The organism is Lentzea sp. NPDC051838, from assembly GCF_040681245.1.
In the GTDB taxonomy this organism is placed as follows: domain Bacteria; phylum Actinomycetota; class Actinomycetes; order Mycobacteriales; family Pseudonocardiaceae; genus Lentzea.
On sequence record NZ_JBFAYI010000034.1, the window covers coordinates 29,647 to 53,715 of the forward strand.

The window sequence follows — 24,069 nt, forward strand, 5'->3', positions numbered from 1 at the left end:
CCGCAGTGACCCCAGACGCAAGTGACGACGAGGTAGATCCGTGCGCACGTACAGCCCGAAGCCCGGTGAGGTGACCCGCACCTGGCACGTGATCGACGCCCAGGACGTGGTGCTCGGCCGGCTCGCCACCCAGGCCGCGACGCTGCTGCGCGGCAAGCACAAGCCGACCTACGCCCCGCACGTTGACACCGGTGACTTCGTCATCGTCGTCAACGCGGACAAGGTCGCGCTGACCGGTTCGAAGCGGGACCAGGAGTTCCAGTACCGCCACTCGGGCTTCCCCGGTGGTCTGCGCAAGCAGTCCTTCGGCGAGGTCCTGGACACGCGTCCGGACCGCCTGGTGGAGAAGGCGATCAAGGGCATGCTGCCCAAGAACCGCCTTGGCCGTCAGATCGCGAACAAGCTCAAGGTCTACAGCGGGCCGAACCACCCGCACGCTGCTCAGCAGCCGCAGGCCTTCGAGATCAAGAAGATCGCCCAGTGAGCGACGAGTACACCGAGGAAGTTCCTGTGACCACCCCTGAGAACGAGACCCCTGAGGTCGAGACCCCCGCGGTCGAGGCTGAGGTTGTCGAGGCCGAGGTCGTCGAGGCTCCCGAGGCCGAGGCCGCCGAGGCTGAGGTCGTCGAGACCTCCGCGCCGGTGGTCGCGCCCTCGCTGAACGGCGCCGCGCACCTCGCCCAGACCGTCGGCCGCCGCAAGGAGGCCGTCGTCCGCGTCCGCCTCGTGCCCGGCACCGGCAAGTTCACCCTGAACGGCAAGGCCCTCGAGGACTACTTCCCGAACAAGGTGCACCAGCAGCTCATCAAGGAGCCGCTCGTCACCACGGAGAAGCCCGAGACCTTCGACGTCATCGCGAACCTGCGTGGCGGCGGCATCACCGGCCAGGCCGGTGCGCTGCGTCTCGCCATCGCGCGTGCGCTGATCGCCGTCGACGCCGAGGACCGCCCGGCCCTCAAGAAGGCCGGCTTCCTCACCCGTGACCCGAGGGTCAAGGAGCGCAAGAAGTACGGTCTGAAGAAGGCCCGCAAGGCGCCTCAGTACTCCAAGCGTTGATCTAACGCGTCAGCTGTACCTGCGGGAGCAGCAGTTCAACTCGAACTGCTGCTCCCGCAGTGTTTTCCGGGTCTTTCCCGCCGCCTCGCAGTGTCCATTTCGGAGGATTCATGGCCCGCTTGTTCGGCACCGACGGAGTGCGTGGTCTCGCCAACGCCGATCTCACCCCCGAGCTCGCGATGTCCGTCGCCGCCGCAGCGGCACGCGTGCTCGCCGAGCACGACCGTTCCCACCGCCCGGTCGCCGTGGTCGGCCGCGACCCCAGGGCCAGCAGCGAGATGCTCGACGCCGCCGTCACCGCGGGTCTCACCTCGGCTGGCGCGGACGTCCTGCGGGTCGGCGCGCTGCCCACACCGGCCGTCGCCCACCTGGTCGCCGCACTGAACGCCGACATCGGCGTGATGATCTCCGCGTCGCACAACGCGATGCCGGACAACGGGATCAAGCTCTTCGCCGCGGGTGGCCACAAGCTGCCCGACCAGGTCGAGGACGAGATCGAGCAGCACATGGGCCAGAGCTTCGAACGTCCGACCGGTGCCGCGATCGGCAGGGTGCGCGACATCACGGACGCCGAGACCCAGTACGTCGAGCACCTGCTCAAGGTCACTCCGCACCGCCTCGACGGCCTCAAGGTCGTGGTGGACTGCGCGAACGGTGCCGCGTCGGTGGCCGCACCGGACGCCTACCGCCGCGCCGGGGCCGAGGTGATCGCGATCAACGCGACCCCGGACGGCCTCAACATCAACGACGGCTGTGGCTCCACCCACATCGACGTCGTGGCCGCCGCGGTCCGCGAGCACGGTGCCGACCTGGGCATCGCGCACGACGGTGACGCCGACCGCTGCCTCGCCGTGGACGCCGAGGGCAACAGCGTCGACGGCGACCAGATCCTCGCGATCCTCGCCCTCGCCATGCGCGACGCCGGCGAGCTGTACGAGGACACCCTGGTCGCCACGGTGATGAGCAACCTCGGCCTGCACATCGCCATGCGGGAGGCGAAGATCCAGCTGCGCACCACTGCGGTCGGCGACCGGTACGTGCTGCAGGACCTCAAGGCCGGCGGCTACTCGCTCGGCGGCGAGCAGTCCGGCCACGTCGTGCTGCCCGCCCACGCCACCACCGGCGACGGTCTGCTCACCGCGCTGCGCCTGATGGCCCGCATGGCCGAGACCGGCAAGTCGCTCGCCGACCTCGCCTCGGTGATGCGCCGCCTGCCGCAGGTCCTGATCAACGTCAAGGTCTCGGACAAGGCCGCCGTCGCGAAGGCCGCCTCGGTCAGCGAGGCCGTCGCCGCCGTCGAGGCCGAGCTCGGGGACACGGGCCGCGTGCTGCTGCGCCCGTCCGGCACCGAGCAGCTCGTGCGGGTGATGGTCGAGGCCACCAGCCACGAACAGGCGGAGTCGGCAGCGCAACGCCTCGCGGGTGTGGTTTCCTCGGTCCACTGAGATCGACGAGGGGGCCGGCCGCGTGCCGGCCCCACGTCGGTGGACACCACCCGAGAGGCGAGAACGTGAAGTTCGGCCCGGTAGCGCTGCTGATCACCCTGTTCGTGCTGGCACTCGTCGCCGTCGCGGTGGTCGTGGTGATCGTCGTGAAGAACCAGAAGAAGCGACCCCAGCACCCGCAGCAGTTCCCGCCCGGTCAGAGTCACCCCCAGCAGCAGGGCTACCCGCAGCAGCCGTACCCGCCGCAGGGTCCCCCACAGGGTCAGCAGTGGCCCCAGCAGCCCCAGCCCGGTCAGCAGTGGCCCCAGCAACAGCCTGGTCAGCAACCCCCTCCACCCAATCAGTGGTGATCATCGGCGGACCCCGCCGGATGGCTGTTTACTAAGGCAACCGACATCTCGGAGCTCAGGTCACCCTGTGACGTGAGCTGGCACTGTATGGCGGAACCCCGCTGAGCCGAACTGCGTCAGATCGGGGACTAGGGGAGGCAGGAGCACATGTCTGGCTTTCAGGCCAACGCCGGCGAAATGATGTCGTCCGCGACGACCATTCAAGGCATCGCGACCGAGATCGAGAACTACAAGGCGAAGATCACCGCGACCAACGTGGGCCCGAAGGACTTCGGACGTGCGCACGAGGCCGCTGGGGGCAAGTACGTCGCCGGCCTGCCGAAGCTGGGCGAGGCGATCGCCGCGTACTCCGCGGCGATGAAGGGTCTCTCGGACAAGCTGCGCGAGTCGGCCAACGGCTACGCGTGGACCGAAGAGGCCAACGCCACCAAGGTCAACAAGCAGGGAAGGTAGTCGCGGATGCCCAGCTGGGAAGAAGTCAAGAAGCTCTGCGACAACCCCGAGGTCCCGCCGGACCAGAAGAAAGCCCTTCTCGAGGCGTATTACACGACCGAGATGGACAAGGACGTCACGGGCACGCACAACGACGAGCTCGAGCGGTACCTCGACGACTACGACATCTCCTACGGTGACGGTTTCGGCCAGTCGTTGTCGAACTCCATGCCCTGGTCGGACAGCTCTGAAGACCGGCTCAACAACGCCTACGACATCGCGAAGAAGTCGGGGGACGCCGGTCAGAAGAAGATCGACGACCACAACAACGCCAAGAAGGCCGGCCAGAACACGCTCGACCAGTCCGAGCAACGCGCCGCCGACGGTGGCGCGGGCGTCGGCAACTCCAACTTCCTGCTGGACGCCGGTGCGGAAGGCCTGAAGTACTTCGAGAACTTCCTCCCGGTCTACCAGGAGGCCAAGGGCGTCCTCGGTGTCGGCGCAACCCTGAACACCGACTTCAAAGCGGTCAAGACGCTCTACGAAGAGCAGCGCGACATCGACTTCCACAAGATCGACGAAGACATCATCGAGATGCGGCAGATCTCGAAGGACCTGCGCACCCAGCAGGCCGACTCCGAGAAGTCGATGGGCAAGCTCTGGTCCAGCTGGGACGGCAAGGCCGCGGACAACTCGCGTGCGTTCGTCGCCGACTTCTCGAAGAAGGCCGCAGCGGTCGCGGACAGCGTCAACCACATCGCCGACGCCACGCGCTTCGCCTGCCACACGGTCTCGCAGTTGGTGAACGACAAGGCGAACACCGTGCTCAACGGTGTGGGCAGTCCGTTCGACATCGCAGGCAAGACGCCGCCGCAGATCCGCGAGATCGTCCAGGCCGCGCGCAGTGACGACGAGGGCGTGCTGAGGCGCGCCGCCGGTCACGTGGGCATCGAGATCAACGACGAGGCCTGCGACGAGGACAAGTGGAAGGAACAGGTCCGCATCGGAGCCTCCGACTGGCTTCAGAAGACCTTCCACCCCGACGTCAGCACGAAGCACAAGAACTTCGAGGACCTCTGCAAGAACACCAAGAAGGCGGTCGACGACGCGTGGGCCGCGCTCGCCGCCGAGATCGACAAGATCAACACCAAGCCGTTCGACCCCGCCAAGGAGGAGAAGCCCGCCGAGAAGCCGGGTGACAAACCCGGCGGTGGCGACAAGAAGCCCGGCGGCGGTGGCCCCGGTGGCGGTCCTGGCGGCGGACCGGGTGGCGGTCCTGGCGGTGGCGGCATGCCGGAGATCCCGAAGCCGGAGAACCCGCTCGACAAGAACGGTGACGGCAAGCCGGACGTGCCCGGCGACACCGACGGCGACGGCAAGGTCGACGACCTCGACGGTGACGGCAAGCCCGACGACAAGGACGGCGACGGCAAGCCGGACCAGCCGAAGCCCGAGGAGAAGCTCGAGTCCGTCACGGTCAAGGCCGGCGACAACACGATCAAGGTCACGGAGCCGGACTCCAACGGGCACGTGAAGATGACGATCGACACGCCGAAGGGCGAGCCGAAGACCTACGACCTCGACTTCAGCAAGAACCCAGAGGCCGCCAAGGCGCTGATGGGACAGAACGGCACGCAGGCCATCACGGCCATGGCGAACCAGCTCACCGGCACGCCTGCCCAGGGCTCGCAGACCCCCGGCGCACCTCCGGCCGGCAACACGCCGACCACGGGTGGCGGCACGCCGGGCGGCACGGGCATGGGCGCGCCCGGTTCGGAGTCGAACCCGATCCCGGTCGAGGTCGGTGCCGACGGCAAGATCCACATCGAGCAGGACGGCGTCAACTTCACCGCCGAGGTCGACGGCAAGACCGGCGAGATCAACCTGACCGCGGACAACGGCGACGGCACGCCCGACCAGATCGGCGTCAGCTTCGGCGAGGACGACAACCCCGCCGCGGCCACCGACCCCGCCGGCGACACGGGCCGTGGCGGCGGCATGAGCGGCGACCTGCGGCTCGACGAGCCGTTGAACATCCCGGACCAGGACTTCCCGCAGGCAGCGGACGGTCAGTTCCAGACGATGCCGGCTCCGGCGGAAGGCCAGTTCCAGGCCATGCCCGCCGAGCAGGTCTGGAGCGCGCCGGGTGAGGCTCCGAACATCGCCGACCGGTTCCAGGACTCGATGGCCCGCAGCTACATCGAGGACAACGGCATTATGCCGAGCGTCGGCGAGCCCAGGATCTCCGGTGAGGGCCCGCAGTTCGCCCACGCGGCGGCCTCGGACACCACCTCGACGTCCGGTGTCTCGTTCACCGGTGGTGGTGCGTCGAGCGAGTCGGTGCTCGGCGGTTCTGCACCCGCGGACAGTGCCTGGAGCACGCCGTCCCAGAGCGACCACGGCAACAGCGGAAGCTTCGACACCAACACCTCCGAGGCCGGTCAGGCGGGTTCCGCGAACCTGCCGTCCATGCAGGACGGTCACGGCCAGCCCACGTCCGGTCCCGCGTCCGGCGGCATGATGGGTGGCGGGATGATGGGCGGCGGCATGATGGGCGGCGCCGGTGCGGGTGGTCAGCAGGGTGGCGACTCCGAGCGCGGCGCGAGCCAGTGGCGCACCACGGGTTCGCTGTTCGACGACGACAACAACAACCCGCTGAGCAGCGCCCAGGGCGTGCTGAGCGGCGATGACGGCAATCGGGGTGGTCAGTGGTGAGTGATCTCGACCTCGCCGCGTTCAAGGCGAAGCTGTCCGGCATCCGGTCCGAGCACTCCGCGAACATGGCCGATGCCAAGGAGAAGTTCGCGGAGTCGACCAAGGCGACGCAGGAGAGCCACGACAAGTTCGCCGACCGCAAGCAGCGGCTGGCGGAGCGTCTGCGCGAGATGGGCAGGGCTCAGCGCGGCGACGGTGTGCAGAAGGACCGCAACAAGGAGCTCTCGTTCGGCCTCGACGACGAGACCGCCATCGCGAAGGACGACCTGGACGAAGAGGTCGAGCAGATCGCCAAGGAATGGCGGGCGATGGACCTGCGCAAGCAGTCCGAAGGCTTCATGAGCGGGTCGAACGAGGCACCGCAGCCGCCCGTGCACCAACCACCTGCTGTCCAGCAACCGCCGATGCCTCCGCCTCCTCCTGTCCGGCAGCCTCCGCGCCGGCCACAGCGGCCGGTCGTCGACGATGACGACGACCTGAGCAACCAGAGCTGGTTGTCCTGAAACGAAGAACGCCCCCAGATCCGTCTCTGGGGGCGTTTCTCGTCGATCAGCGCGGTGGGCCGTAGCCGGGCGGTGGCGGACCCTGTGGTGGGCCGTAGCCGGGTGGCGGTCCCTGCGGAGGGAACTGCTGCTGCGGGAATTGCTGCTGCGGCGGGAACTGACCGCCTTGCGGATGGCCGAACTGCTGTTGTGCGGCGGGCTTCAGCGCCTTGGTCACCGGGGGCAGGATCGCCAGCACCCCGACTATCAGCGTGAGCACGGTCGCGATGTAGGTGTCGCTGGTGCCGCTCCAGCCGATCTGGTTGTAGTAGACGAAGCGGCAGCCGGCCGACAGCACGGCCAGCAGGACCGCACCCGCGACGAGGAACGCACCGGGCACCTTGCGCAGGATGATCAGGAGCGCGCCGACGAGGAGAACCACCGCGGTGAGCAGCTTGAGCACCAGCTCGGCGATGCTCAGCGGCGCCAGCAGCGAGCCGTTGCCACCCTTTTCCACCAGCAACGACGCGATGAGCTCCGGTTCCCGCTTGTGCGGAGCGCCGATGGCGATCGCGATGTAGCCGAGGATCGCCCAGTACACGGCGACTCCGGCCGCGGCGACCGCGACGATGATCGCCATCACGAAGCTGCCGCCTCTGGGCTGCTGAGGCGGCGGAGGACCCCACTGCTGCTGTGGCGGTTGGTTCTGCTGCCAACCCTGGTTCGGCATCACGCTGAGCAACCTAGCGGTTTCGGGGCGGTCCGTAGGGCTGGTGGCCGTAGCCGGGGTGTGGTCGAGGTGCCTTCTTCGCCTGGAAGTACGCCGTCAGCGGAGGCGACCAGGTGATCGCGGCGGCCGCCAGCACCCCGACCAGCACGGCGATCAGCTCGCTGTCGACCCCTCCGCTCAAGGACCTCAGCACGAACGCGATCAGATAGAGCGCGGCCGCGGCGCTCACGACGAACCTGCTCGCCGCGGTGCCGATCGCGACCATCAGCGCGCCCGCGAGCAGCGTCAGCGCACCGAGGGCGAGCGTCCCGCCTGTCGCGATGCGCAGGACGTCGCCCTTGCTGATGCCGGTGAGCAGTCTGTCGACGGCCTTGACGACCACACTTGCGCTGCACGCGAGTGCGAGCACGCCGACGAGCACGACCAGGCCGATGCGCAGGCCGTTGTTCTGGTTCTGTCCGGGCATCACGGACAGCAAGCTACCGCTGACGCAGTGCTTCCCGCTGGAAGACGAGGTTCGCGTTCTTCACGTCGCTCTCGAGCAGGTCGTCGTACATCCGCTCGCCGGTCAGCACCCGCAGCAGGAACGCGGTCACGAAAGCCCGTCCGAGCTTGTGCGATCCGCGTTCGGCGCGCCCGTCCAGCACGAGCTCGCTCCAGTGCCGCCCCTCGGTGAACCCGAGGTGCGAGGCCTTGGGCAGCAGCCTCAGTTGCACAGGCCCACCCCACGCGGACGCGATCGCCTCGGCGTGTCCGACGGGCGGCGCGATCCTGTCCTCGCCGGCCGCGAGGTGCAGGCCCGGCACCCGGACGTCGCGCGCCGCGTCCAGAGCGGACGGACGCGTCTCCGTTGCGGCCAAAGTCACAACGGCCCGGACCCGTGCGTTCTCCGCCGCCGCCAGCACCGCCGCGCCGCCACCCATCGAGTGGCCCGCCAGGGCGAGCTTCGCCGGGTCGACGCTGATCTCGCCGGTGCCCAGCCGCACGCCGGTGCAGATGTCCAAAGTGGTCATGAGGTTCGCCGCCAGCACCCGTGACGACAGCAGCGGCCCGCGCTCCACGGCCGGGGCGGCGGCGACCACGCCCCACGAGGCCAGGTGCCGCAAAAGACCGTGGTAGCGGCGCACGGGCTGCATCCAGCCGTGGCCGAAGGCGACAGCGGGCAGACCCAGGCCGGCGGTGGGCGTGAAGATCACTCCGGGGAGGCCGACGAGCGCGAGGTCGCCGCGCAGCACCGGGTGCGGACCAGGCCTGCTCAGCTGCTCAAGGGCCTGTTTCGCGGTCAGCGTGATCACGCGGCGAGCCATGGGGTGAACCGTAGTCGATCCTGTCGTGCGCCTCACACCCGAGATTGGTCTACACCACATGGGTCTCTGACCTGCGCCGATAGGGCCCTCTCACTCATTAGGGTTAGCGGCGTGGTCTAGCTAGTCTGTTTCCCGTGTGCGGAATCGTGGGATACGTGGGTCACCAGTCGGCGCTCGACGTCGTGCTGGACGGGCTGAGGCGGCTCGAGTACCGGGGTTACGACTCGGCAGGCGTCGCGGTCATCAGCGAGGGCGATCTGGCCGTCGAGCGCAAGGCCGGCCGGTTGCAGAACCTCGAGACGAGGCTCGACGAGGTGGGCCGCGACAACTTCGCGGGCACCGTCGGCATGGGCCACACGCGGTGGGCGACACACGGTGCGCCGATCGACCGCAACTCGCACCCGCACCGCGACGCGACGAACCGCGTCGCCGTGGTGCACAACGGCATCATCGAGAACTTCCTCGCGCTGCGGGCCGAGCTCGAAGCTCTCGGCGTCGAGATGGCGTCCGACACCGACACCGAGACGGTCGCGCACCTCGTGTCCTTCGCCTACAACGACGGCGACACGAAGGGCGACCTGGTCGCCAGCGTGCGCAAGATCGTGAACCGCCTGGAGGGCGCGTTCACGCTCGTCTTCACGCACGCCGACGAGCCGGACACGGTCGTCGCCGCGCGCCGCAACTCGCCGCTGGTCGTCGGCGTCGGCGAGAACGAGTACTTCGTCGCGAGCGACGTCGCCGCGTTCATCGCGCACACCAAGGAAGCCGTCGAGCTGGGCCAGGACCAGATGGTCGTGCTGACCCGCGACGGCTACCAGGTCACCGACTTCGAGGGCGAGCCGGCCGAGGCCAAGCCGTTCACGGTCAACTGGGACCTCAGCGCCGCCGAGAAGGGCGGCCACGAGTACTTCATGCTCAAGGAGATCGAGGAGCAGCCGGAGGCGCTGGCGAACACGCTGCGCGGCCACTTCTCGAACGGCCGGATCGTGCTGGACGAGCAGCGCCTGTCCGACCAGGACCTGCGCGACGTCGACAAGGTCTTCGTCATCGCCTGTGGCTCGGCCTACCACTCCGGTCTCGTCGCGAAGTACGCGATCGAGCACTGGACCCGCCTCCCCGTCGAGGTCGAGCTCGCCTCCGAGTTCCGCTACCGCGACCCGGTGCTGGACCGCGACACGCTCGTCGTCGCCGTCTCGCAGTCCGGCGAGACCGCGGACACGCTGGAGGCCGTGCGCCACGCCCGCGCGCAGAAGGCCCGCGTTCTGGCCGTCTGCAACACGAACGGCGCGCAGATCCCGCGCGAGTCCGACGCCGTCCTCTACACGCACGCGGGTCCGGAGATCGGTGTCGCGTCGACGAAGGCGTTCCTCGCCCAGATCGCCGCGAACTACCTCGTGGGCCTGGCCCTGGCGCAGGCTCGCGGCACCAAGTACCCGGACGAGGTCGCCCGCGAGTTCGCCGAGCTGGAGGCCATGCCCGAGGCCGTGCAGCGCGTGCTCGGCACCATCGAGCAGGTCAAGGCTCTGGGTCGGGAGCTCGCGGACTCGAAGGCGGTGCTGTTCCTCGGCCGTCACGTCGGCTACCCGGTGGCCCTCGAAGGCGCGCTGAAGCTCAAGGAGCTCGCGTACATGCACGCCGAGGGCTTCGCGGCCGGCGAGCTCAAGCACGGCCCGATCGCGCTGATCGAGGAGAACCTCCCGGTCGTCGTGGTCATGCCGTCGCCGAAGGGCCGCGCCGTCCTGCACTCGAAGCTGGTGTCGAACATCAGTGAGATCCAGGCCCGCGGCGCCCGCACGATCGTGATCGCCGAGGAGGGCGACGAGACGGTGCGCCCGTTCGCGGACCACCTGATCGAGATCCCTGCCGTCCCGACCCTGCTGCAGCCGCTCATCTCGACGATCCCGTTGCAGGTGCTCGCCGCGGAGATCGCGACCGCCCGCGGCTACGACGTGGACAAGCCCCGCAACCTGGCGAAGTCCGTTACGGTCGAGTGAGTGAGAGGCGTCTGGCACACCGAACGCGTCAAGGTCGCTGAAGAAGAGCTCATGGCGGTGGTCCCGCCGGGCTCGCTGATGCGCAAGGCCGCGTTCGGTGTGGCCACCCACGCCCTCAGGCTCTTGCGGGGCCGTCGCCGCGTCACGTTGCTCGTGGGTGCGGGCAACAACGGCGGCGACGCTCTCTGGGCCGGCTACTTCCTGCGCCGCCGTGGTGTCGCGGTGTCCGCCGTGCTGCTCAACCCGGCCAAGGCGCACGTCGAAGGCCTCGCCGCGTTTCGCCGCGCGGGCGGCCGGATCGTCGACGAGGTCGGATCGCCAGATCTCGTGATCGACGGCATCGTCGGCCTGTCCGCGCGTGGTCCGTTGAGGCCAGCCGCGGCTGAGCTGGTTGCTTCGGTGCAGGCGCCGACCCTGGCCGTGGACCTGCCTTCCGGCATCGACCCGGACACAGGGGAGATCGCCGGTCCGCACGTCAAAGCCCACACCACTGTCACGTTCGGCTGCCTCAAGCCCGTGCACGCGCTCGCCGACTGCGGCGAGGTGCACTTGGTCGACATCGGTCTGCGGCCAACGGATCCCGACTTCGTGCTGCTGGACCGCTCCGACATCAAGTGGCCGCTGCCAGGCCCGTCCGACGACAAGTACACCCAGGGCGTCACGGGTGTGGCCGCCGGCAGCTCGACTTACCCAGGCGCGGCGGTGTTGTCCACGGGCGCGGCGGTGCTGGCGACCTCGGGCATGGTCCGCTACGCCGGTCCGGCCGCCGACGCCATCCGGGCGCGCTGGCCGGAGACGATCTGCACGGGTTCGATCACGGACGCCGGTCGCGTGCAGGCCTGGGTCGTCGGACCCGGCATGGGCACCGGCAGCTCGTCGGCAGAGGTCCTGCGGTTCGTGCTGGACGCTTCGGTGCCGGTGATCGCCGACGCCGACGCGATCACGTTGCTGGCCCAGCACCCGGAACTGTGGGACGCCCGCGATCCCGATGCCTCGCTGGTCCTCACGCCGCACGACAGGGAGTTCGAGCGCCTGGCCGGGCCGGTGGGCGCGGACCGCGTCGCGGCGGCGCGCAAGGCGGCTCAGCGCTTCAACGCCGTGGTGCTCCTGAAGGGCCATCGAACCGTGGTGGCGGCACCGGACGGACGAGCGCTGGTGAACTCGGCGACGTCGTCCTGGCCTGCGACGGCCGGGTCCGGTGACGTGCTGTCCGGGATCATCGGCGCGCTGCTGGCCTCCGGTCTGGACCCGTTCCTGGCCGCCGGATACGCCGCGTACGTGCACGTTCTGGCGGCGGAACTGGGTGCCGATGGCGCGCCGGTGCCCGCATCGGGCTTGATGAGCGCGATCCCGGACGCGATCAGAAACCTCTGAGCGCTCGCTCACACCTGGTGAGCTGCGAACTCATGGCACGATGAACAGGTTATGGCCCGTTCAGAAGTGGTAGTCGACCTCGGTGCGTTGCGGCACAACGTCGCACTGCTCGCGAGCCTTGCCCCGTGCTCGGAGACGATGGCCGTCGTCAAGGCGGACGGCTACGGCCACGGCGCGGTCGAGGTGGCGCGGGCCGCACTGGAAGCCGGGGCGACCTGGCTCGGTTCGTGCTCGACACAGGAAGCCCTCGCGCTCAGGGTGGCAGGCATCAGGGCACCGATCCTGGCCTGGCTCGACGCGCCGGACGAGGACCTCGCCGCCGGCATCGCGGCCGACGTCGACATGTCGGTGTCCTCGCTCGAAGACCTGCGCAGGGTCGAGCAGGCCGCCGAGGAGGCGGATGCCCGCCCGCGGATCCACCTGAAGATCGACACAGGCCTGAGCCGCAACGGCTGCCAGCCGCAGGACTGGCCGGAACTGGTGGAACAGGCGAAGAAGCACGAGGTCGTCGCCATCTGGTCGCACCTCGCGTGCGCCGACGAGATCGACCACCCGTCGATCGACCTGCAGGCCAAGCGGTTCGACGACGCGTACGACGTCGTGCGCAGCCATGGGCTCACGCCGCAACGGCACATCGCGAACTCCGCCGCTCTCCTCACGCGCCCGGACCTGCACTTCGACATCGTGCGGCCCGGCATCGCCATGTACGGGCTGAACCCGGTGCCGACCGACCACGACCTGCGCCCGGTCATGAGCTACCGGTCGCACGTGGCGCTCACGAAACGTATCCCCGCAGGCGAGTCGGTCTCCTACGGGATGACATGGACCGCGCAGAAGGACACGACGCTGGCACTGGTGCCGGCCGGGTATGCGGACGGCGTTCCGAGGGCACTCTCCGGCCGGATGGAAGTGCTCCTGACGGGGAAGCGCCGCCCGGTGGTCGGGCGTGTCTGCATGGACCAGATCGTCGTGGACTGCGGGAACGACGAGGTCCCCGAGGGTGCGGAAGTTGTCCTGTTCGGCGACGGGCGCCGGGGGGAGCCGACGGCGACGGAGTGGGCGGAGCTGACCGGGACGATCGACTACGAGATCGTCTGCGGGATGTACCGGCCGCGGGTGCGGAGGATCTACACGTGAAGCCGGTGTGGAAGGTCGTCGGGTGGGTCAGCGGTGCGCTCGGTGCCGCCGTCGCCGGTGCTGCCGTCGCGCAGACCGCGAAGGTGTCGCACGAGCGCAAGACGGCGATCGACAGCCTGGCCGACGAGCCGTTAGGACAGCTGCGGCCCGATCGCGAGTCGACCGTGGCCGCGGACGACGGCGTGCCGATCTCCGTCGAGGAGGTCGACCCCGGCGACGGTGGCGAGGCCGACATCACCGTCGTGCTGGTGCACGGGTTCGCGCTGGACCGCCGCTGCTGGCACTTTCAGCGCAAGGACCTCGAAGAGCTGATCGACCCGCGCGTGCACCAGGTGCTCTACGACCAGCGCAGCCACGGCCGGTCCGGGCGGTCCGCCCCGGAGAACAGCACCATCGACCAGCTCGCGCTCGACCTCGACTCGGTGATCCGCTCGGTCGTGCCGAACGGACCGCTCGTGCTCGTCGGCCACTCGATGGGCGGCATGACGATCATGGCGCTGGCCGAGAAGGAACCCGAGCTCTTCGCCGAACGGGTGCGCGGGGTCGCGTTGATCGGCACGGCCGCCGGAGCCGTGGGCGGTGCCGGGCTGCCGAAGTCCGTGCTGTCGCGCTACAACCCGGTGACGCTCGGCATCGGCCGGCTCGCCGGTGTGCAGCCCGCGTTCGTCGAGTGGGTGCGCAAGGGTACGAAAACCCTTACCTGGAGCGGCATCCGCGCGTTGGCGTTCGGTGACCGCAAGGTGGCTCCGTCCCTTGTGGACCTGATGGAGAAGATGATCAACGGGACGGCGGTGAAGGTGCTCACCGAGTTCCTGGAGACCCTCGGCACGCACGACCGCTACAAGGCGCTCGCCGGGCTGCGGCACTGCGAGGTGCTGATCCTGAGCGGCGACGCGGACAAGCTCACGCCGTTCTCGCACGCCGAGCGGATGGCGGAGGAGATGCCGCACGCCACCCTCGTCCGGGCCCCCGGTGCCGGGCACATGGTGATGATGGAGCAGGCTGACCTCGTCAACGACCACCTGGTCGCGCTGATCGAACGGTGCGCGACCGATCGCGGAGAGAGTCGGAAGAAGTGGTGGCGCCGAGCGTGAAGACCGTCGAACTGCCCCTGGTGGAGGACACCGAGGAGTTCGGCCGCAAGCTTGGGGAACTGGTGCGGGCAGGCGACCTGCTGCTGCTCGCGGGGCCGTTGGGGGCAGGGAAGACGGCACTGGTGCGCGGGCTCGCGCGCGGCCTCGGTGTGCAGGGGCGGGTGTCGTCGCCGACGTTCGTCGTGGCCCGCGTCCACGAGCCCGCGGAGGGCGGCCGGGGCGTGCGGCTGGTGCACGTCGACGCATACCGGCTCGGGGGTCACCTGGACGAGCTAGACGATCTTGATCTGGACACGGATCTGGTCGACGCCGTCGTCGCCGTCGAATGGGGCGAGGGCGTCGCGGAACGCCTGAACGAAGATCATCTTCTCATTCGTCTCGAGCGCGGAATCGACGACATTCGCACGGCTTCGTTGATCCCGCACGGCGAGTGGACCGCTCGTACCCTGCCTGTGTGACGTTGAGTAACGCATCGGGTGATGTCCATTAAGGACAGAGCGTGACGAGCCGATGACTTCCGCATGATCAAGAAGACGCTTATTGCGACTGCTGTCATCGGTGGCGCCATGCTGGTCGCCGCGTCCCCCGCGTCCGCTGGCGAAGGCCACGACCGCGGCCACGGTCACGGCATCAGCATCGCCGACAACCTCTGCGCCGCTCCGTGGCAGTGGAACGGCCCGTTCTCGCTGCTGCACGAGGGTCACGCCCCCGGCTACGCGGCCTGCAACGACAACCACGCCGGCGGTGGCTCGGACATCAGCATCGCCAACAACGCCTGCCTGCTCCCGTGGCAGTGGAACGGCCCGCTGGAGATCTTCACGGTCGACCACGCGCCGTCCTACGTCGCCTGCAACGGCAACTCGGCTGGCTGATCGACGGACGCCGTGAGGGATGGCCGGACGAGCCCATCGGCCATCCCTCACGGCAGTCCTCTTAGGACAGCTCGCGCTTGAGCACCTTGCCCATCTCGTTGCGCGGCAGGGCTTCCAGATAACGCACGACCCGCGGCCTCTTGTGCGGCGACAACAGTCTCGCCACGTGATCGGCCAGCGCTGATGGTTCCGGCGCTTCGCCCGCCGGCACCACCCAGGCCACGATCCGCTCGCCGAGGTCGTCGTCCGGCTCACCCGTCACCGCCACCTCGGCCACCGACGGATGTTCGAGCAGGGCGTTCTCGATCTCGCCCGCGCCGATCTTGTAGCCGCCGCTCTTGATGAGGTCCGTGGCCCGCCGCCCGACGATGCGGATGTACCCGTCGGGGTCGCGCACCGCCATGTCACCGGTCTTGAACCACCCGTCGCGGAACGCCGCCTCCGTCGCGTCCGGCCGGTTCAGGTACTCCAGGAACAGGTTCGGCCCGCGCACCTCGATCTCGCCGATCGCGCCCTCGCCGACGTCGTGGCCCTGCTCGTCCACCACCCGCACGTCGACGCCGTCCACCGGCAGCCCGACCGCGCCGGGCCTGCGGTCGCCGTCGAACCGCACGCTGACGTTCATCAGCGTCTCGCTCATGCCGTACCGCTCGACTATGCCCTGGCCCGTGGCTTTGGCGATCCGCTCGTGGTCACTGGCGGGCAGTGCGGCCGATCCCGAGACCAGCAATCTTGCTGCGCGGAACTGATCGGCCAAGGTGGCGCTGTTCTCGACGGCCTCGGCGATCCGGTGGTACATCGTCGGAACGCCGAACATCATCGTGGCGCCGGTCCCCAGCTCGTGGCCGATCGCTTCCGGCGAGAACTTCACGTGCCGCACCGACCCGCCGAGCCGCAACGGGCCGAGAATGCCGATGCCCAGGCCGTGCACGTGGAACAGCGGCAGCCCGTGCACCAGGACGTCGTCTCCGGTCCACTGCCACGCCTTCGCGAGCGAGTCGATGTTCGACGTCAGCGCCCGTCGCGGCAGCACCACGCCCTTGGGCGGGCCGGTCGTGCCCGAGGTGTAGATGACCAGCGCGGGCGTCTCCGGGCCGGGCTCGTCGAAGTCGCCAGGTGTGCCGAACACGATCGGTTCGTCCTTCAGAACCAGTTCGGGCTCGCTGTCGCCGAGGATGTGCTCCAGTTCCCGCTCACCGAGCTTCGGGTTGAGCGGCACGATCGCGACGCCCGCCAGGAGCCCGGCGACGACGGCCACGCAGGTTTCGAGCGTCGAAGTCGCCCAGACGGCAACGCGAGTGCGGCCCTGGAGCCGTTCCGCCAGAGTGCCCGCGGCCTGGTGCAGCTCGGCGTAGGTCAGGGACTTCGAGCCGAAGCGCAGGGCCTCGCGGTCACTCGGTTCAGCGAACATGGATCCAGGGTCTCCGGAGTGCCTTGAGGACGCATCGGAAGTGTGGTTCTGCACACGTACTACTCTGGACAATCGTGCTAGTGCTCGCCGTCGACACGGCCACCCCCGCAGTCACCGCCGGTGTGGTCGAACTCGCGCCAGACTCCCCGCCGCGCCTGCTCGCGAAGCGGGTGACGCTCAACGCCAAGGCGCACGGCGAGCTGCTCACCCCGCACATCAGCGACTCGCTCGAAGAAGCCGGCAAGACCTACGCCGACCTCGACGCCATCGTCGTCGGCGCTGGTCCGGGCCCCTTCACGGGCCTGCGGGTCGGCCTCGCCACCGCCGCCGCGCTCGGCCAGGCGCTCAACCGCCCGGTCTACCCGGTCGCCACCACCGACGCGATCGCCAAGGACGCCGCCAGCGGCCACCCGCTGCTGGTCGCGACCGACGCGCGGCGCAAGGAGGTCTACTGGGCCGCTTACGACGCCGCGGGGCGCCGCACCGACGGTCCGCACGTCGAGCGCCCTGCCGACCTCGCCGAGAAGCTGCCGAAGCTGGGCGTGCACCACGCGACCGGTGAAGGCGCCGAGATCTACGCCGACGTCCTCGGCCTCGACACCCTGAGCTTCAAGCACCCGACGCCGGAGGGCCTCGTCGCCGCCGCGGCCGCCGAGGTGCTCGCCAAGGCCCGCCCTGCCGCGCTCACCCCGCTCTACCTGCGCCGTCCGGACGCGGTCGAGCCCACCGGGCGCAAGCGGGTGACCAGGGCATGACCACCGGCACCGTCACGCTCGCGCCGCTGCAGCACGCCGACGTGCCGAAGTGCCACGAGATCGAGCTGGCGTTGTTCCCCGGCGAGGACCCGTGGAGCGAGAACGCGTTCCACAGCGAGCTCGACAACGGCAACTACTACATGGGCGCGTACGCGGACGGCGAGCTCATCGGGTACGCCGGGCTCGCCGCGTCCGAGTTCGAGGCCAGCGTGCACACCATCGCGGTGATCAGGCACTGGCAGGGCAGGGGCGTCGGCAAGACGCTCCTGCGCGACCTCCTCGCCCGCGTGGACGAGATCGGCGTCCCGGTGTACCTCGAGGTCCGCACGGACAACGAGCCCGCGATCGCCCTGTACCTGGCGCACGGCTTCGAGCACCTCGGCCTGCGCCGCCGCTACTACCAGCCGTCGGGTGCCGACGCGTACACGATGGGAAGGCCTGCTCAAAGTGTCTGATCGCTTGATTCTGGGCATCGAGAGCTCGTGCGACGAGACGGGCTTCGGCATCGTCCGCCTCGGTCCGGACGGCTCGCTCGAACTGCTCGCCGACGAGGTCGCGTCGTCCGTCGAGGAGCACGCCCGCTTCGGCGGCGTCGTGCCCGAGGTCGCCTCCCGCGCGCACCTCGAAGCCCTGGTGCCGACCATGCGCCGCGCCCTGGACGCCGCGAAGGTCGAGCTCTCCCAGATCCACTCCATCGCCGTCACCGCGGGTCCCGGCCTCGCGGGTGCGTTGCTGGTCGGCGTCTCCGCGGCCAAGGCCTACGCGGCCGCGCTCGGCAAGCCGCTCTACGGCGTGAACCACCTCGCGGGCCACGTCGCCGCGGACACGTTGCAGCACGGCCCGTTGCCGCAGCGCTGCCTCGCGCTGCTGGTCTCCGGCGGCCACTCGCAGCTGCTGCTGATCGAGGGCGGCCTCGCGAACTCGATCACCGAGATCGGGTCCACCGTGGACGACGCGGCCGGCGAGGCGTACGACAAGGTCGCGCGGCTGCTCGACCTGCCGTACCCCGGCGGCCCGCCCATCGACAAGCTCGCCAAGCAGGGCAACGGCTGCGCGATCGCGTTCCCGCGCGGCCTGACGGGTCCGCGCGACGCGAAGTACGACTTCTCGTTCTCCGGCTTGAAGACCTCGGTCGCCCGCTGGGTCGAGCGCGCCGAGCGGGCAGGCGAGGAGATCCCGCTGGCCGACGTCGCCGCGTCGTTCCAGGAGGCGGTCGCGGACGTGCTGACCGCCAAGGCGATCCGGGCTGCGAAGGACCTGAACGTCGACACCCTGGTGATCTCCGGTGGTGTCGCGGCGAACTCGCGCCTGAGCGGTCTCGCCGCCGAGCGTTGCGCCGAGAACGGCATCGAGCTGCGCGTGCCTCGGCCGCGGCTGTGCACGGACAACGGCGCGATGATCGCGGCACTTGGCGCCCACCTGGTTCACGCGGGCGCCAAGCCGTCCTCGATGGACATCTCGACCACGCCGGGCCTTCCGGTCAGCACGGTCCAGATTCTCTGAGAGCGAAGGTCAGTCCGGGACTGTTCCGAGTCCAGTTCCGCTAGGCCTGGTGGAGTCCCGGGTTCCTGTCCTCGATCACAAAACTCGCCTTCGTGGTCACCGGAGCCCCTGGCGTGCGCACGTAGTCGAGGCCGCGGAAATCAGCCCGCACCTCTCGTGAGGTGATCCTCGTCCGCACATATCCGCGCCGGTTGTTGAAGTACTTCACGTGCGGGTTCTCGGCCAGGATCGCGGGCGTCTCCGCGCGGGTCTCCGAACCGTCGCCACCGGACGTGATCGAGGTCGACACCAGCTCGGTGGCGACAGTGCGAGAAGTCGGGTCGTTCCACCGCTCCTTGACGTCCGAGGCCCACGCCGCGTGCACATCCCCAGTCAGCACAAGGGTGTTGCGCGTGTGGCAGAAGCCGGCGGCCACACGGTCGCGGTTCGCCGCGTAGCCGTCCCACGCGTCCATGTTGTTGGACTCACCGGCACCGGGCGTGAAGTCGAGCTGTGAGAAGAACACCTGCTGCCCCAAAACATCCCAACGGGCGTGCGACCGCCGCAGCCCGTCGAGCAGCCACTTCTCCTGTGCCGCACCGGTGATCGAACGTGTCGGGTTCAACCGCTCGGGGCACGTCTTCAGCCCGTCACCGCACGCCTGGTCGTCGCGGTACTGCCGGGTGTCGAGCATGTGGAAGTTCGCCAGCCCACCCCACTGGATGCGGCGGTAGAGCTGCAGGTCGATGCCGGTCGGCCTGTTCCTGATCGGCATGTTCTCGTAGTAGGCCTGGAAAGCGGCCTCGCGGCGCTTCAGGAAGTTCGGCTGCGGGATCTCCGGCTTCTCCGGAATCTCGTCGGCCCAGTTGTTGTCGACCTCGTGATCGTCGAAGACGACCAGCCACGGCGCGACGGCGTGGGCCTCCTGCAGATCGGCGTCGGTCTTGTACTGCGCGTGCCGCTGCCGGTAGTTCGCGAGCGTCTCGGTCTCCGGCCCCTCGTGGTCACGCGGGTTGCCGCCGGGGATGTTGTAGACGCCCTTCTTGTACTCGTACTGGTAGTCGCCGAGGTGCAGCACCAGGTCCGGCTGGTCCTCGGCCATCCGCCGGTACGCGGTGAAGTAGCCGTGCTCGAACTGCGAGCAGGAGGCGAACGCCATCGTGAGGCCGCTGCCCAGCGCCCAGGGAACCAACGCCGTGCGCGTGCGGCCGACTCGCGAGAGGTGGCCCTCGGCGGAGAAGCGGTAGAAGTACTCGCGGCCGGGCAGCAGGCCGCGCACGTCCACGTGGACGCTGTGGCCGAACTCGGGCCGGGCGTGGGCGGTGCCGCGGCGGACGACGAGCCGGAACCGCTCGTCCATCGAGACCTCCCACTTCACCTGGACGACGCGGGACGGCATGCCGCCCATGCCGTCCTCCGCGAGAGGGGTGGGTGCCAGACGGGTCCACAGGACCACGCCGTCGTAGGTCGGGTCGCCGGAAGCGACGCCGAGAGTGAACGGGTCGGACAGCTTGTCCGACCCCGCGCCGACGGTGGTGAGCGCAAGTCCCCCGATGAGGAGTGCGCGTCGCGTCACTCGAGTCATGGTGAGACCTTCACGCACCAGAGTGGATACCAGGTGAACGTTTCCCCTAGAGCCTGTGAAGCCCTGGGACGCGGTCTTCTACGGCGAACAACCCCTTCGTGCGGACGGGCGAACCAGGCTTCGTCACGTAGTCGAGCCCGCGGAACTCGGCCCGCAGCTGGCCGGGCGAGAACTTGGTCAGCGTGTACCCGCGCCGGTTGTTGAAGTACTTGACGTGCGGGTTCTCGCGCAGCCACGCCCCGGTGTTCTCGTACTCCTCCGAGCCGTCGCCACCGGCGGAGATCGACGTGGTCACCAGTTCGGTCGCGAGGGTCTTCGACGACGGGTCGTCCCAGCGCTCCTTGACCTCCGCGCCCCACGCCGCATGCACGTCGCCGGTGAGCACGACCGGGTTCCGGACGTCGCTGAACCGCGCCACCACTCGGTCCCGGTCGGCCGCGTAGCCGTCCCACGCGTCCAGCAGGAACTTGTCCACGTCACCGGGGATGTAGTCGTACTGCGAGAAGAACACCTGCTGCCCCAGCACGTCCCAGCGCGCGGTCGACTCGCGGAACCCGTTGAACAGCCACCGCTCCTGTTCGTCGCCGAGCATCGTCCGGAACAGGTCCAGCCGCTCCGGACACAGCTGCAACCCGTCTCCGCAGGCCTGATCGCTCCGGTACTGCCGGGTGTCGAGCATGTGGAACGTGGCGAGCGATCCCCACCTGATGCGCCGGTACAGCCTTGGTGACCTGCGGATCGGCATGTTCTCGTAGTACGCCTGGAACGCCGCGGCCCGGCGCTGCGCGAAGTCCGCCTGCGGGGTGTCCGGCTGCAGACCGGCCCAGTTGTTGGCGATCTCGTGGTCGTCCCACACGACGGCCCAAGGTGCCACGGCGTGGGCTTCCTGCAGGTCAGGATCGGCCTTGTACTGGGCGTACCGCCGCCGGTAGTCGGCGAGCGTCACGGTCGTCGGGCCCTCGACGTGGCGGGCGATGCCGCTCGGCGACTTGTGGATGCCCGCCTCGTACTCGTACGTGTAGTCGCCGAGGTGCAGCACGAGGTCCGGCTGGTCCTCGGCCATCCGCCGGTACGCGGTGAAGTAGCCGTGCTCGAACTGCGCGCACGACGCGAAGGCCATCGTGAGCGGCACCTCCAGCACTCCGGGCGCGGGCGCGGTGCGGGTGCGACCCGTCCGGGAGAGGTACCCGAGGGCGGAGAAGCGGTAGAAGTACTCGCGCCCCGGCTCCAGCCCGGCGAGCTCGACGTGGACGCTGTGGCCCTCCTCGGGTCGAGCCGTGGTGGAGCCGTGCTGGACGATCTTGGTGAACAGCTCGTCGTGCGCGACCTGCCAGCGGACCTCGGCCGGGCGGGACGACATGCCGCCCAGACCGTCCTCGGCGAGCGGGTCGCGGGCCAGCCGGGTCCACAGGACGACCCCGTCGGGTGTCGGGTCGCCCGAGGCCACACCCAGTGTGAAAGGGTCGGCGGGCAGGGCGGAGGCGGCGACCGAGAACGCTGTGACTCCTGCCACGCCTGCGAGCAGCAGCGTTCGGCGCTTGAACGTGGACACACCTGGAATACGGTTCCCACCGGGTGAGTGGTTCGGGGGTCTCGTTGATGGGTTGGCACTCGCGTGGGTAGAGTGCCAATTGCACGGCACCAGCACCGCCCCGACCCCCGCGACGGCGGGGTGGCAGGAGCCGTTAAATACGAACCTGCCAACGACCCGTGGAGGTCATCCCGGTGAGCGTGAACATCAAGCCGCTCGAGGACAAGATCGTCGTTCAGGCCTCGGAGGCCGAGACGACCACTGCCTCCGGCCTCGTGATCCCGGACACCGCGAAGGAGAAGCCCCAGGAGGGCAAGGTCCTCGCGGTGGGTCCCGGTCGCATCGACGACAAGGGCAACCGCATTCCGGTCGACGTTGCCGTCGGCGACGTCGTCATCTACTCGAAGTACGGCGGCACCGAGGTCAAGTACAACGGCGAGGAGTACCTGATCCTCTCCGCCCGCGACGTGCTGGCCGTCGTCAACTAAGACGCCTGGTCACCATGCCTGACGCCCCGGCCGCCCCATCCCGGGGCTACCGGGGCGTTTCGCTACTGAGAGAGGCTTTGAGGTAAATGGCCAAGCAGATCAGCTTCGACGAGGACGCTCGTCGGGCGCTCGAGCGCGGCGTGAACAAGCTCGCGGACACGGTCAAGGTCACCCTTGGCCCGCGCGGGCGCCACGTCGTGCTCGACAAGAAGTTCGGTGGCCCCACGGTCACCAACGACGGTGTGACGATCGCTCGCGAGATCGAGCTGGACGACGCGTTCGAGAACCTCGGCGCGCAGCTCGCCAAGTCGGTCGCCACCAAGACCAACGACGTCGCGGGTGACGGCACCACCACCGCCACCGTGCTGGCGCAGGCGCTGGTCAAGGAAGGCCTGCGCAACATCGCCGCGGGTGCGAACCCGACCGCGCTCGGCCGTGGCATCCAGGCCGCCGCCGACGCCGTCGTGGACGCGCTCAAGGGCAAGGCCACCCCGGTCAAGGGCCGCGACAACATCGCGCAGGTCGGCACCGTCTCGTCGCGTGACGAGTCGATCGGCGCGCTGCTGGGCGAGGCCATCGAGCGCGTCGGCGAGGACGGTGTCATCACCGTCGAGGAGTCGTCCACGCTCGCGACCGAGCTGGCGATCACCGAGGGCGTGCAGTTCGACAAGGGTTACGTGTCGACGCACTTCTCGACCGACCTCGAGGCGCAGGAGGCCGTCTACGAAGACGTCCGCATCCTGCTGCACCGCGAGAAGATCTCGGCGCTGGCCGACGTCCTCCCGATCCTCGAGAAGGTCGCGGAGTCGGGCAAGCCGCTGCTGATCGTCGCCGAGGACGTCGAGGGCGAGGCCCTGTCCACGCTGGTGGTCAACGCCGTGCGCAAGACGCTGAAGGTCGTCGCCGTGAAGGCGCCGTTCTTCGGTGACCGCCGCAAGGCGTTCCTGGACGACCTCGCGGTCGTCACCGGTGGCGAGGTGATCTCCGCGGAGATCGGCCTGAAGCTGTCCGAGACCACGCTCGACCAGCTGGGTTCCGCCCGCCGCGTCGTCGTGACCAAGGACGACACCACGATCGTGGACGGCGGCGGCACCAAGGCCGACATCGCCGGCCGCGCGGAGCAGCTGCGCCGCGAGATCGAGGCCACGGACTCCGACTGGGACCGCGAGAAGCTCCAGGAGCGCCTCGCGAAGCTCTCCGGCGGCATCGCCGTGATCAAGGTCGGCGCCGCCACCGAGACCGAGCTCAAGGAGCGCAAGCACCGCATCGAGGACGCGGTCGCCGCTACCAAGGCCGCGGTCGAGGAGGGCATCGTGCCCGGCGGTGGTTCCGCGCTGGTCCACGCCTCCAAGGTGCTGGACGGCGGCCTGGACCTGACCGGTGACGAGGCCACGGGTGTCGCGCTGGTCGCGAAGGCCCTGTCCGCGCCGCTGTTCTGGATCGCCGCGAACGCCGGCCTCGAGGGCGCCGTCGTGGTGAACAAGGTCCGCGAGGGCGACTGGGGCTTCGGCATCAACGCCGCCAAGCTCGAGTTCGGCGACCTGCTGGAGCAGGGCATCATCGACCCGGTCAAGGTGACGCGTTCCGCTGTCGCCAACGCCGCTTCGATCGCGCGCATGGTGCTCACGACCGAGAGCGCCGTCGTCGAGAAGAAGGTCGTGGAGGAGTCCGCCGCCGGTGGGCACGGCCACGGTCACGGGCACGGCCACTGAGTTGTTGGTCCCGCCTCCGGCGGGACGGCGAGTTCGCCTGGAGTCGGCCGTCCGCCCGACTCGCTCACGCCGAAATGGGCTTCGCCGATTTCGACGTGAGCGGGTGACCGGACGACC

The 24,069-nt window shown here is 69.2% G+C and carries 24 protein-coding genes; 18 read left to right on the forward strand and 6 right to left on the reverse strand.

All coding sequences use genetic code 11. The features are described from left to right. The first annotated feature begins 40 nt into the window (after positions 1-40). From rplM to AB0M24_RS40715, 7 genes are all read left to right on the forward strand, one after another. Positions 41-484 carry a 50S ribosomal protein L13 gene (gene rplM, locus AB0M24_RS40685; protein ID WP_363779188.1) on the forward strand — a complete coding sequence of 148 codons (444 nt, stop codon included), beginning with the start codon at positions 41-43 and terminating at the stop codon, positions 482-484. A 26-nt stretch (positions 485-510) separates the two neighbouring features. Then, positions 511-1,056, forward strand: coding sequence for a 30S ribosomal protein S9 (rpsI, locus tag AB0M24_RS40690; RefSeq protein ID WP_363779190.1), 546 nt, complete (start codon positions 511-513; stop codon positions 1,054-1,056). 110 nt (positions 1,057-1,166) lie between these two features. Continuing rightward, on the forward strand, positions 1,167-2,501 hold the full coding sequence (glmM, locus tag AB0M24_RS40695) for a phosphoglucosamine mutase (protein ID WP_363779192.1): 1,335 nt from the start codon (positions 1,167-1,169) through the stop codon (positions 2,499-2,501). A gap of 65 nt (positions 2,502-2,566) precedes the next feature. Then, on the forward strand, positions 2,567-2,851 hold the full coding sequence (locus AB0M24_RS40700; RefSeq protein ID WP_363779194.1) for a hypothetical protein: 285 nt from the start codon (positions 2,567-2,569) through the stop codon (positions 2,849-2,851). A gap of 147 nt (positions 2,852-2,998) precedes the next feature. Beyond that, positions 2,999-3,304 carry a type VII secretion target gene (locus tag AB0M24_RS40705; protein ID WP_363779196.1) on the forward strand — a complete coding sequence of 102 codons (306 nt, stop codon included), beginning with the start codon at positions 2,999-3,001 and terminating at the stop codon, positions 3,302-3,304. 6 nt (positions 3,305-3,310) lie between these two features. After that, a complete protein-coding gene (locus AB0M24_RS40710; protein WP_363779198.1) occupies positions 3,311-5,998 on the forward strand; it encodes a hypothetical protein in 2,688 nt (895 codons plus the stop codon). Then, entirely contained in the window at positions 5,995-6,501 is a 507-nt protein-coding gene (locus AB0M24_RS40715) for a hypothetical protein (protein ID WP_363779200.1), read from the forward strand. The genes AB0M24_RS40710 and AB0M24_RS40715 overlap by 4 nt, the downstream gene beginning before the upstream one ends. A 46-nt stretch (positions 6,502-6,547) precedes the next feature. Here the strand turns inward: AB0M24_RS40715 and AB0M24_RS40720 are convergent, their stop codons facing one another. From AB0M24_RS40720 to AB0M24_RS40730, 3 genes are read right to left on the reverse strand one after another with little or no spacing between them, the layout of a single operon-like run. Further along, complete coding sequence (locus tag AB0M24_RS40720) at positions 6,548-7,213, reverse strand: hypothetical protein (RefSeq protein WP_363779202.1); 666 nt, start codon at positions 7,211-7,213, stop codon at positions 6,548-6,550. Positions 7,214-7,223: 10 nt separating this feature from the next. After that, complete coding sequence (locus AB0M24_RS40725) at positions 7,224-7,679, reverse strand: hypothetical protein (protein WP_363779204.1); 456 nt, start codon at positions 7,677-7,679, stop codon at positions 7,224-7,226. A 10-nt stretch (positions 7,680-7,689) separates the two neighbouring features. Beyond that, the gene (locus AB0M24_RS40730) at positions 7,690-8,517 is read right to left on the reverse strand and encodes a dienelactone hydrolase family protein (RefSeq protein WP_363779206.1); all 828 of its coding nucleotides are present in this window, start codon (positions 8,515-8,517) and stop codon (positions 7,690-7,692) included. A gap of 134 nt (positions 8,518-8,651) precedes the next feature. Here AB0M24_RS40730 and glmS point away from each other — a divergent pair, with 134 nt between their 5' ends. The 6 genes from glmS (at position 8,652) to AB0M24_RS40760 (ending at position 14,988) form a co-directional block, all read left to right on the forward strand. Further along, positions 8,652-10,511: a glutamine--fructose-6-phosphate transaminase (isomerizing) gene (glmS, locus tag AB0M24_RS40735; RefSeq protein ID WP_363779208.1), complete on the forward strand. Its 1,860-nt coding sequence runs from the start codon at positions 8,652-8,654 to the stop codon at positions 10,509-10,511. Further along, positions 10,512-11,885 carry an NAD(P)H-hydrate dehydratase gene (locus tag AB0M24_RS40740; RefSeq protein WP_363779210.1) on the forward strand — a complete coding sequence of 458 codons (1,374 nt, stop codon included), beginning with the start codon at positions 10,512-10,514 and terminating at the stop codon, positions 11,883-11,885. A gap of 51 nt (positions 11,886-11,936) precedes the next feature. Continuing rightward, a complete protein-coding gene (gene alr, locus AB0M24_RS40745) occupies positions 11,937-13,022 on the forward strand; it encodes an alanine racemase (protein ID WP_363779212.1) in 1,086 nt (361 codons plus the stop codon). Continuing rightward, positions 13,019-14,116 carry an alpha/beta hydrolase gene (locus AB0M24_RS40750; RefSeq protein WP_363779214.1) on the forward strand — a complete coding sequence of 366 codons (1,098 nt, stop codon included), beginning with the start codon at positions 13,019-13,021 and terminating at the stop codon, positions 14,114-14,116. Before alr ends, AB0M24_RS40750 begins: the two co-directional genes overlap by 4 nt. Further along, positions 14,113-14,574, forward strand: a complete 462-nt coding sequence (gene tsaE, locus AB0M24_RS40755) for a tRNA (adenosine(37)-N6)-threonylcarbamoyltransferase complex ATPase subunit type 1 TsaE (protein WP_363779216.1) — start codon at positions 14,113-14,115, stop codon at positions 14,572-14,574. Before AB0M24_RS40750 ends, tsaE begins: the two co-directional genes overlap by 4 nt. A gap of 63 nt (positions 14,575-14,637) precedes the next feature. Continuing rightward, a complete protein-coding gene (locus AB0M24_RS40760) occupies positions 14,638-14,988 on the forward strand; it encodes a hypothetical protein (RefSeq protein WP_363779218.1) in 351 nt (116 codons plus the stop codon). Between the two features lie 61 nt (positions 14,989-15,049). On the opposite strand, the gene AB0M24_RS40765 is transcribed toward AB0M24_RS40760, so the two are convergent. After that, positions 15,050-16,399, reverse strand: a complete 1,350-nt coding sequence (locus tag AB0M24_RS40765) for an acyl-CoA synthetase (RefSeq protein ID WP_363779220.1) — start codon at positions 16,397-16,399, stop codon at positions 15,050-15,052. Positions 16,400-16,473: 74 nt separating this feature from the next. Between AB0M24_RS40765 and tsaB the strand changes: the two genes are divergently transcribed. From tsaB to tsaD, 3 genes are read left to right on the forward strand one after another with little or no spacing between them, the layout of a single operon-like run. Next, the gene (gene tsaB, locus AB0M24_RS40770) at positions 16,474-17,154 is read left to right on the forward strand and encodes a tRNA (adenosine(37)-N6)-threonylcarbamoyltransferase complex dimerization subunit type 1 TsaB (RefSeq protein ID WP_363779222.1); all 681 of its coding nucleotides are present in this window, start codon (positions 16,474-16,476) and stop codon (positions 17,152-17,154) included. Next, the gene (rimI, locus tag AB0M24_RS40775; protein ID WP_363779224.1) at positions 17,151-17,609 is read left to right on the forward strand and encodes a ribosomal protein S18-alanine N-acetyltransferase; all 459 of its coding nucleotides are present in this window, start codon (positions 17,151-17,153) and stop codon (positions 17,607-17,609) included. The genes tsaB and rimI overlap by 4 nt, the downstream gene beginning before the upstream one ends. Continuing rightward, positions 17,602-18,657 carry a tRNA (adenosine(37)-N6)-threonylcarbamoyltransferase complex transferase subunit TsaD gene (gene tsaD / locus AB0M24_RS40780; RefSeq protein ID WP_363779226.1) on the forward strand — a complete coding sequence of 352 codons (1,056 nt, stop codon included), beginning with the start codon at positions 17,602-17,604 and terminating at the stop codon, positions 18,655-18,657. The genes rimI and tsaD overlap by 8 nt, the downstream gene beginning before the upstream one ends. Positions 18,658-18,697: 40 nt before the next feature. Here tsaD and AB0M24_RS40785 read toward each other — a convergent pair whose 3' ends face one another. Further along, on the reverse strand, positions 18,698-20,221 hold the full coding sequence (locus AB0M24_RS40785; protein WP_363779228.1) for an alkaline phosphatase D family protein: 1,524 nt from the start codon (positions 20,219-20,221) through the stop codon (positions 18,698-18,700). A 46-nt stretch (positions 20,222-20,267) separates the two neighbouring features. Beyond that, complete coding sequence (locus AB0M24_RS40790) at positions 20,268-21,773, reverse strand: alkaline phosphatase D family protein (RefSeq protein WP_363779230.1); 1,506 nt, start codon at positions 21,771-21,773, stop codon at positions 20,268-20,270. A gap of 173 nt (positions 21,774-21,946) precedes the next feature. On the opposite strand from AB0M24_RS40790, the gene groES reads away from it, so the two are divergent. Together groES and groL are read left to right on the forward strand one after the other, a co-directional pair. Next, positions 21,947-22,240 (forward strand): co-chaperone GroES, encoded by a 294-nt coding sequence (gene groES, locus AB0M24_RS40795; RefSeq protein ID WP_030471993.1) that lies wholly within the window; start codon positions 21,947-21,949, stop codon positions 22,238-22,240. An 86-nt stretch (positions 22,241-22,326) separates the two neighbouring features. Next, positions 22,327-23,952, forward strand: coding sequence for a chaperonin GroEL (gene groL, locus AB0M24_RS40800; RefSeq protein ID WP_363779232.1), 1,626 nt, complete (start codon positions 22,327-22,329; stop codon positions 23,950-23,952). Positions 23,953-24,069: the final 117 nt, after the last annotated feature.

Coding starts and splice junctions, on each gene's coding strand:
- AB0M24_RS40705 (WP_363779196.1), top strand. CDS start 2,999: ATGTCTGGCTTTCAGGCCAACGCCGGCGAAATGATGTCGTCCGCGACG.
- AB0M24_RS40785 (WP_363779228.1), bottom strand. CDS start 20,221: ATGACTCGAGTGACGCGACGCGCACTCCTCATCGGGGGACTTGCGCTC.
- glmM (WP_363779192.1), top strand. CDS start 1,167: ATGGCCCGCTTGTTCGGCACCGACGGAGTGCGTGGTCTCGCCAACGCC.
- AB0M24_RS40765 (WP_363779220.1), bottom strand. CDS start 16,399: ATGTTCGCTGAACCGAGTGACCGCGAGGCCCTGCGCTTCGGCTCGAAG.
- rimI (WP_363779224.1), top strand. CDS start 17,151: ATGACCACCGGCACCGTCACGCTCGCGCCGCTGCAGCACGCCGACGTG.
- AB0M24_RS40760 (WP_363779218.1), top strand. CDS start 14,638: ATGATCAAGAAGACGCTTATTGCGACTGCTGTCATCGGTGGCGCCATG.
- AB0M24_RS40730 (WP_363779206.1), bottom strand. CDS start 8,517: ATGGCTCGCCGCGTGATCACGCTGACCGCGAAACAGGCCCTTGAGCAG.
- AB0M24_RS40710 (WP_363779198.1), top strand. CDS start 3,311: ATGCCCAGCTGGGAAGAAGTCAAGAAGCTCTGCGACAACCCCGAGGTC.
- alr (WP_363779212.1), top strand. CDS start 11,937: ATGGCCCGTTCAGAAGTGGTAGTCGACCTCGGTGCGTTGCGGCACAAC.
- groL (WP_363779232.1), top strand. CDS start 22,327: ATGGCCAAGCAGATCAGCTTCGACGAGGACGCTCGTCGGGCGCTCGAG.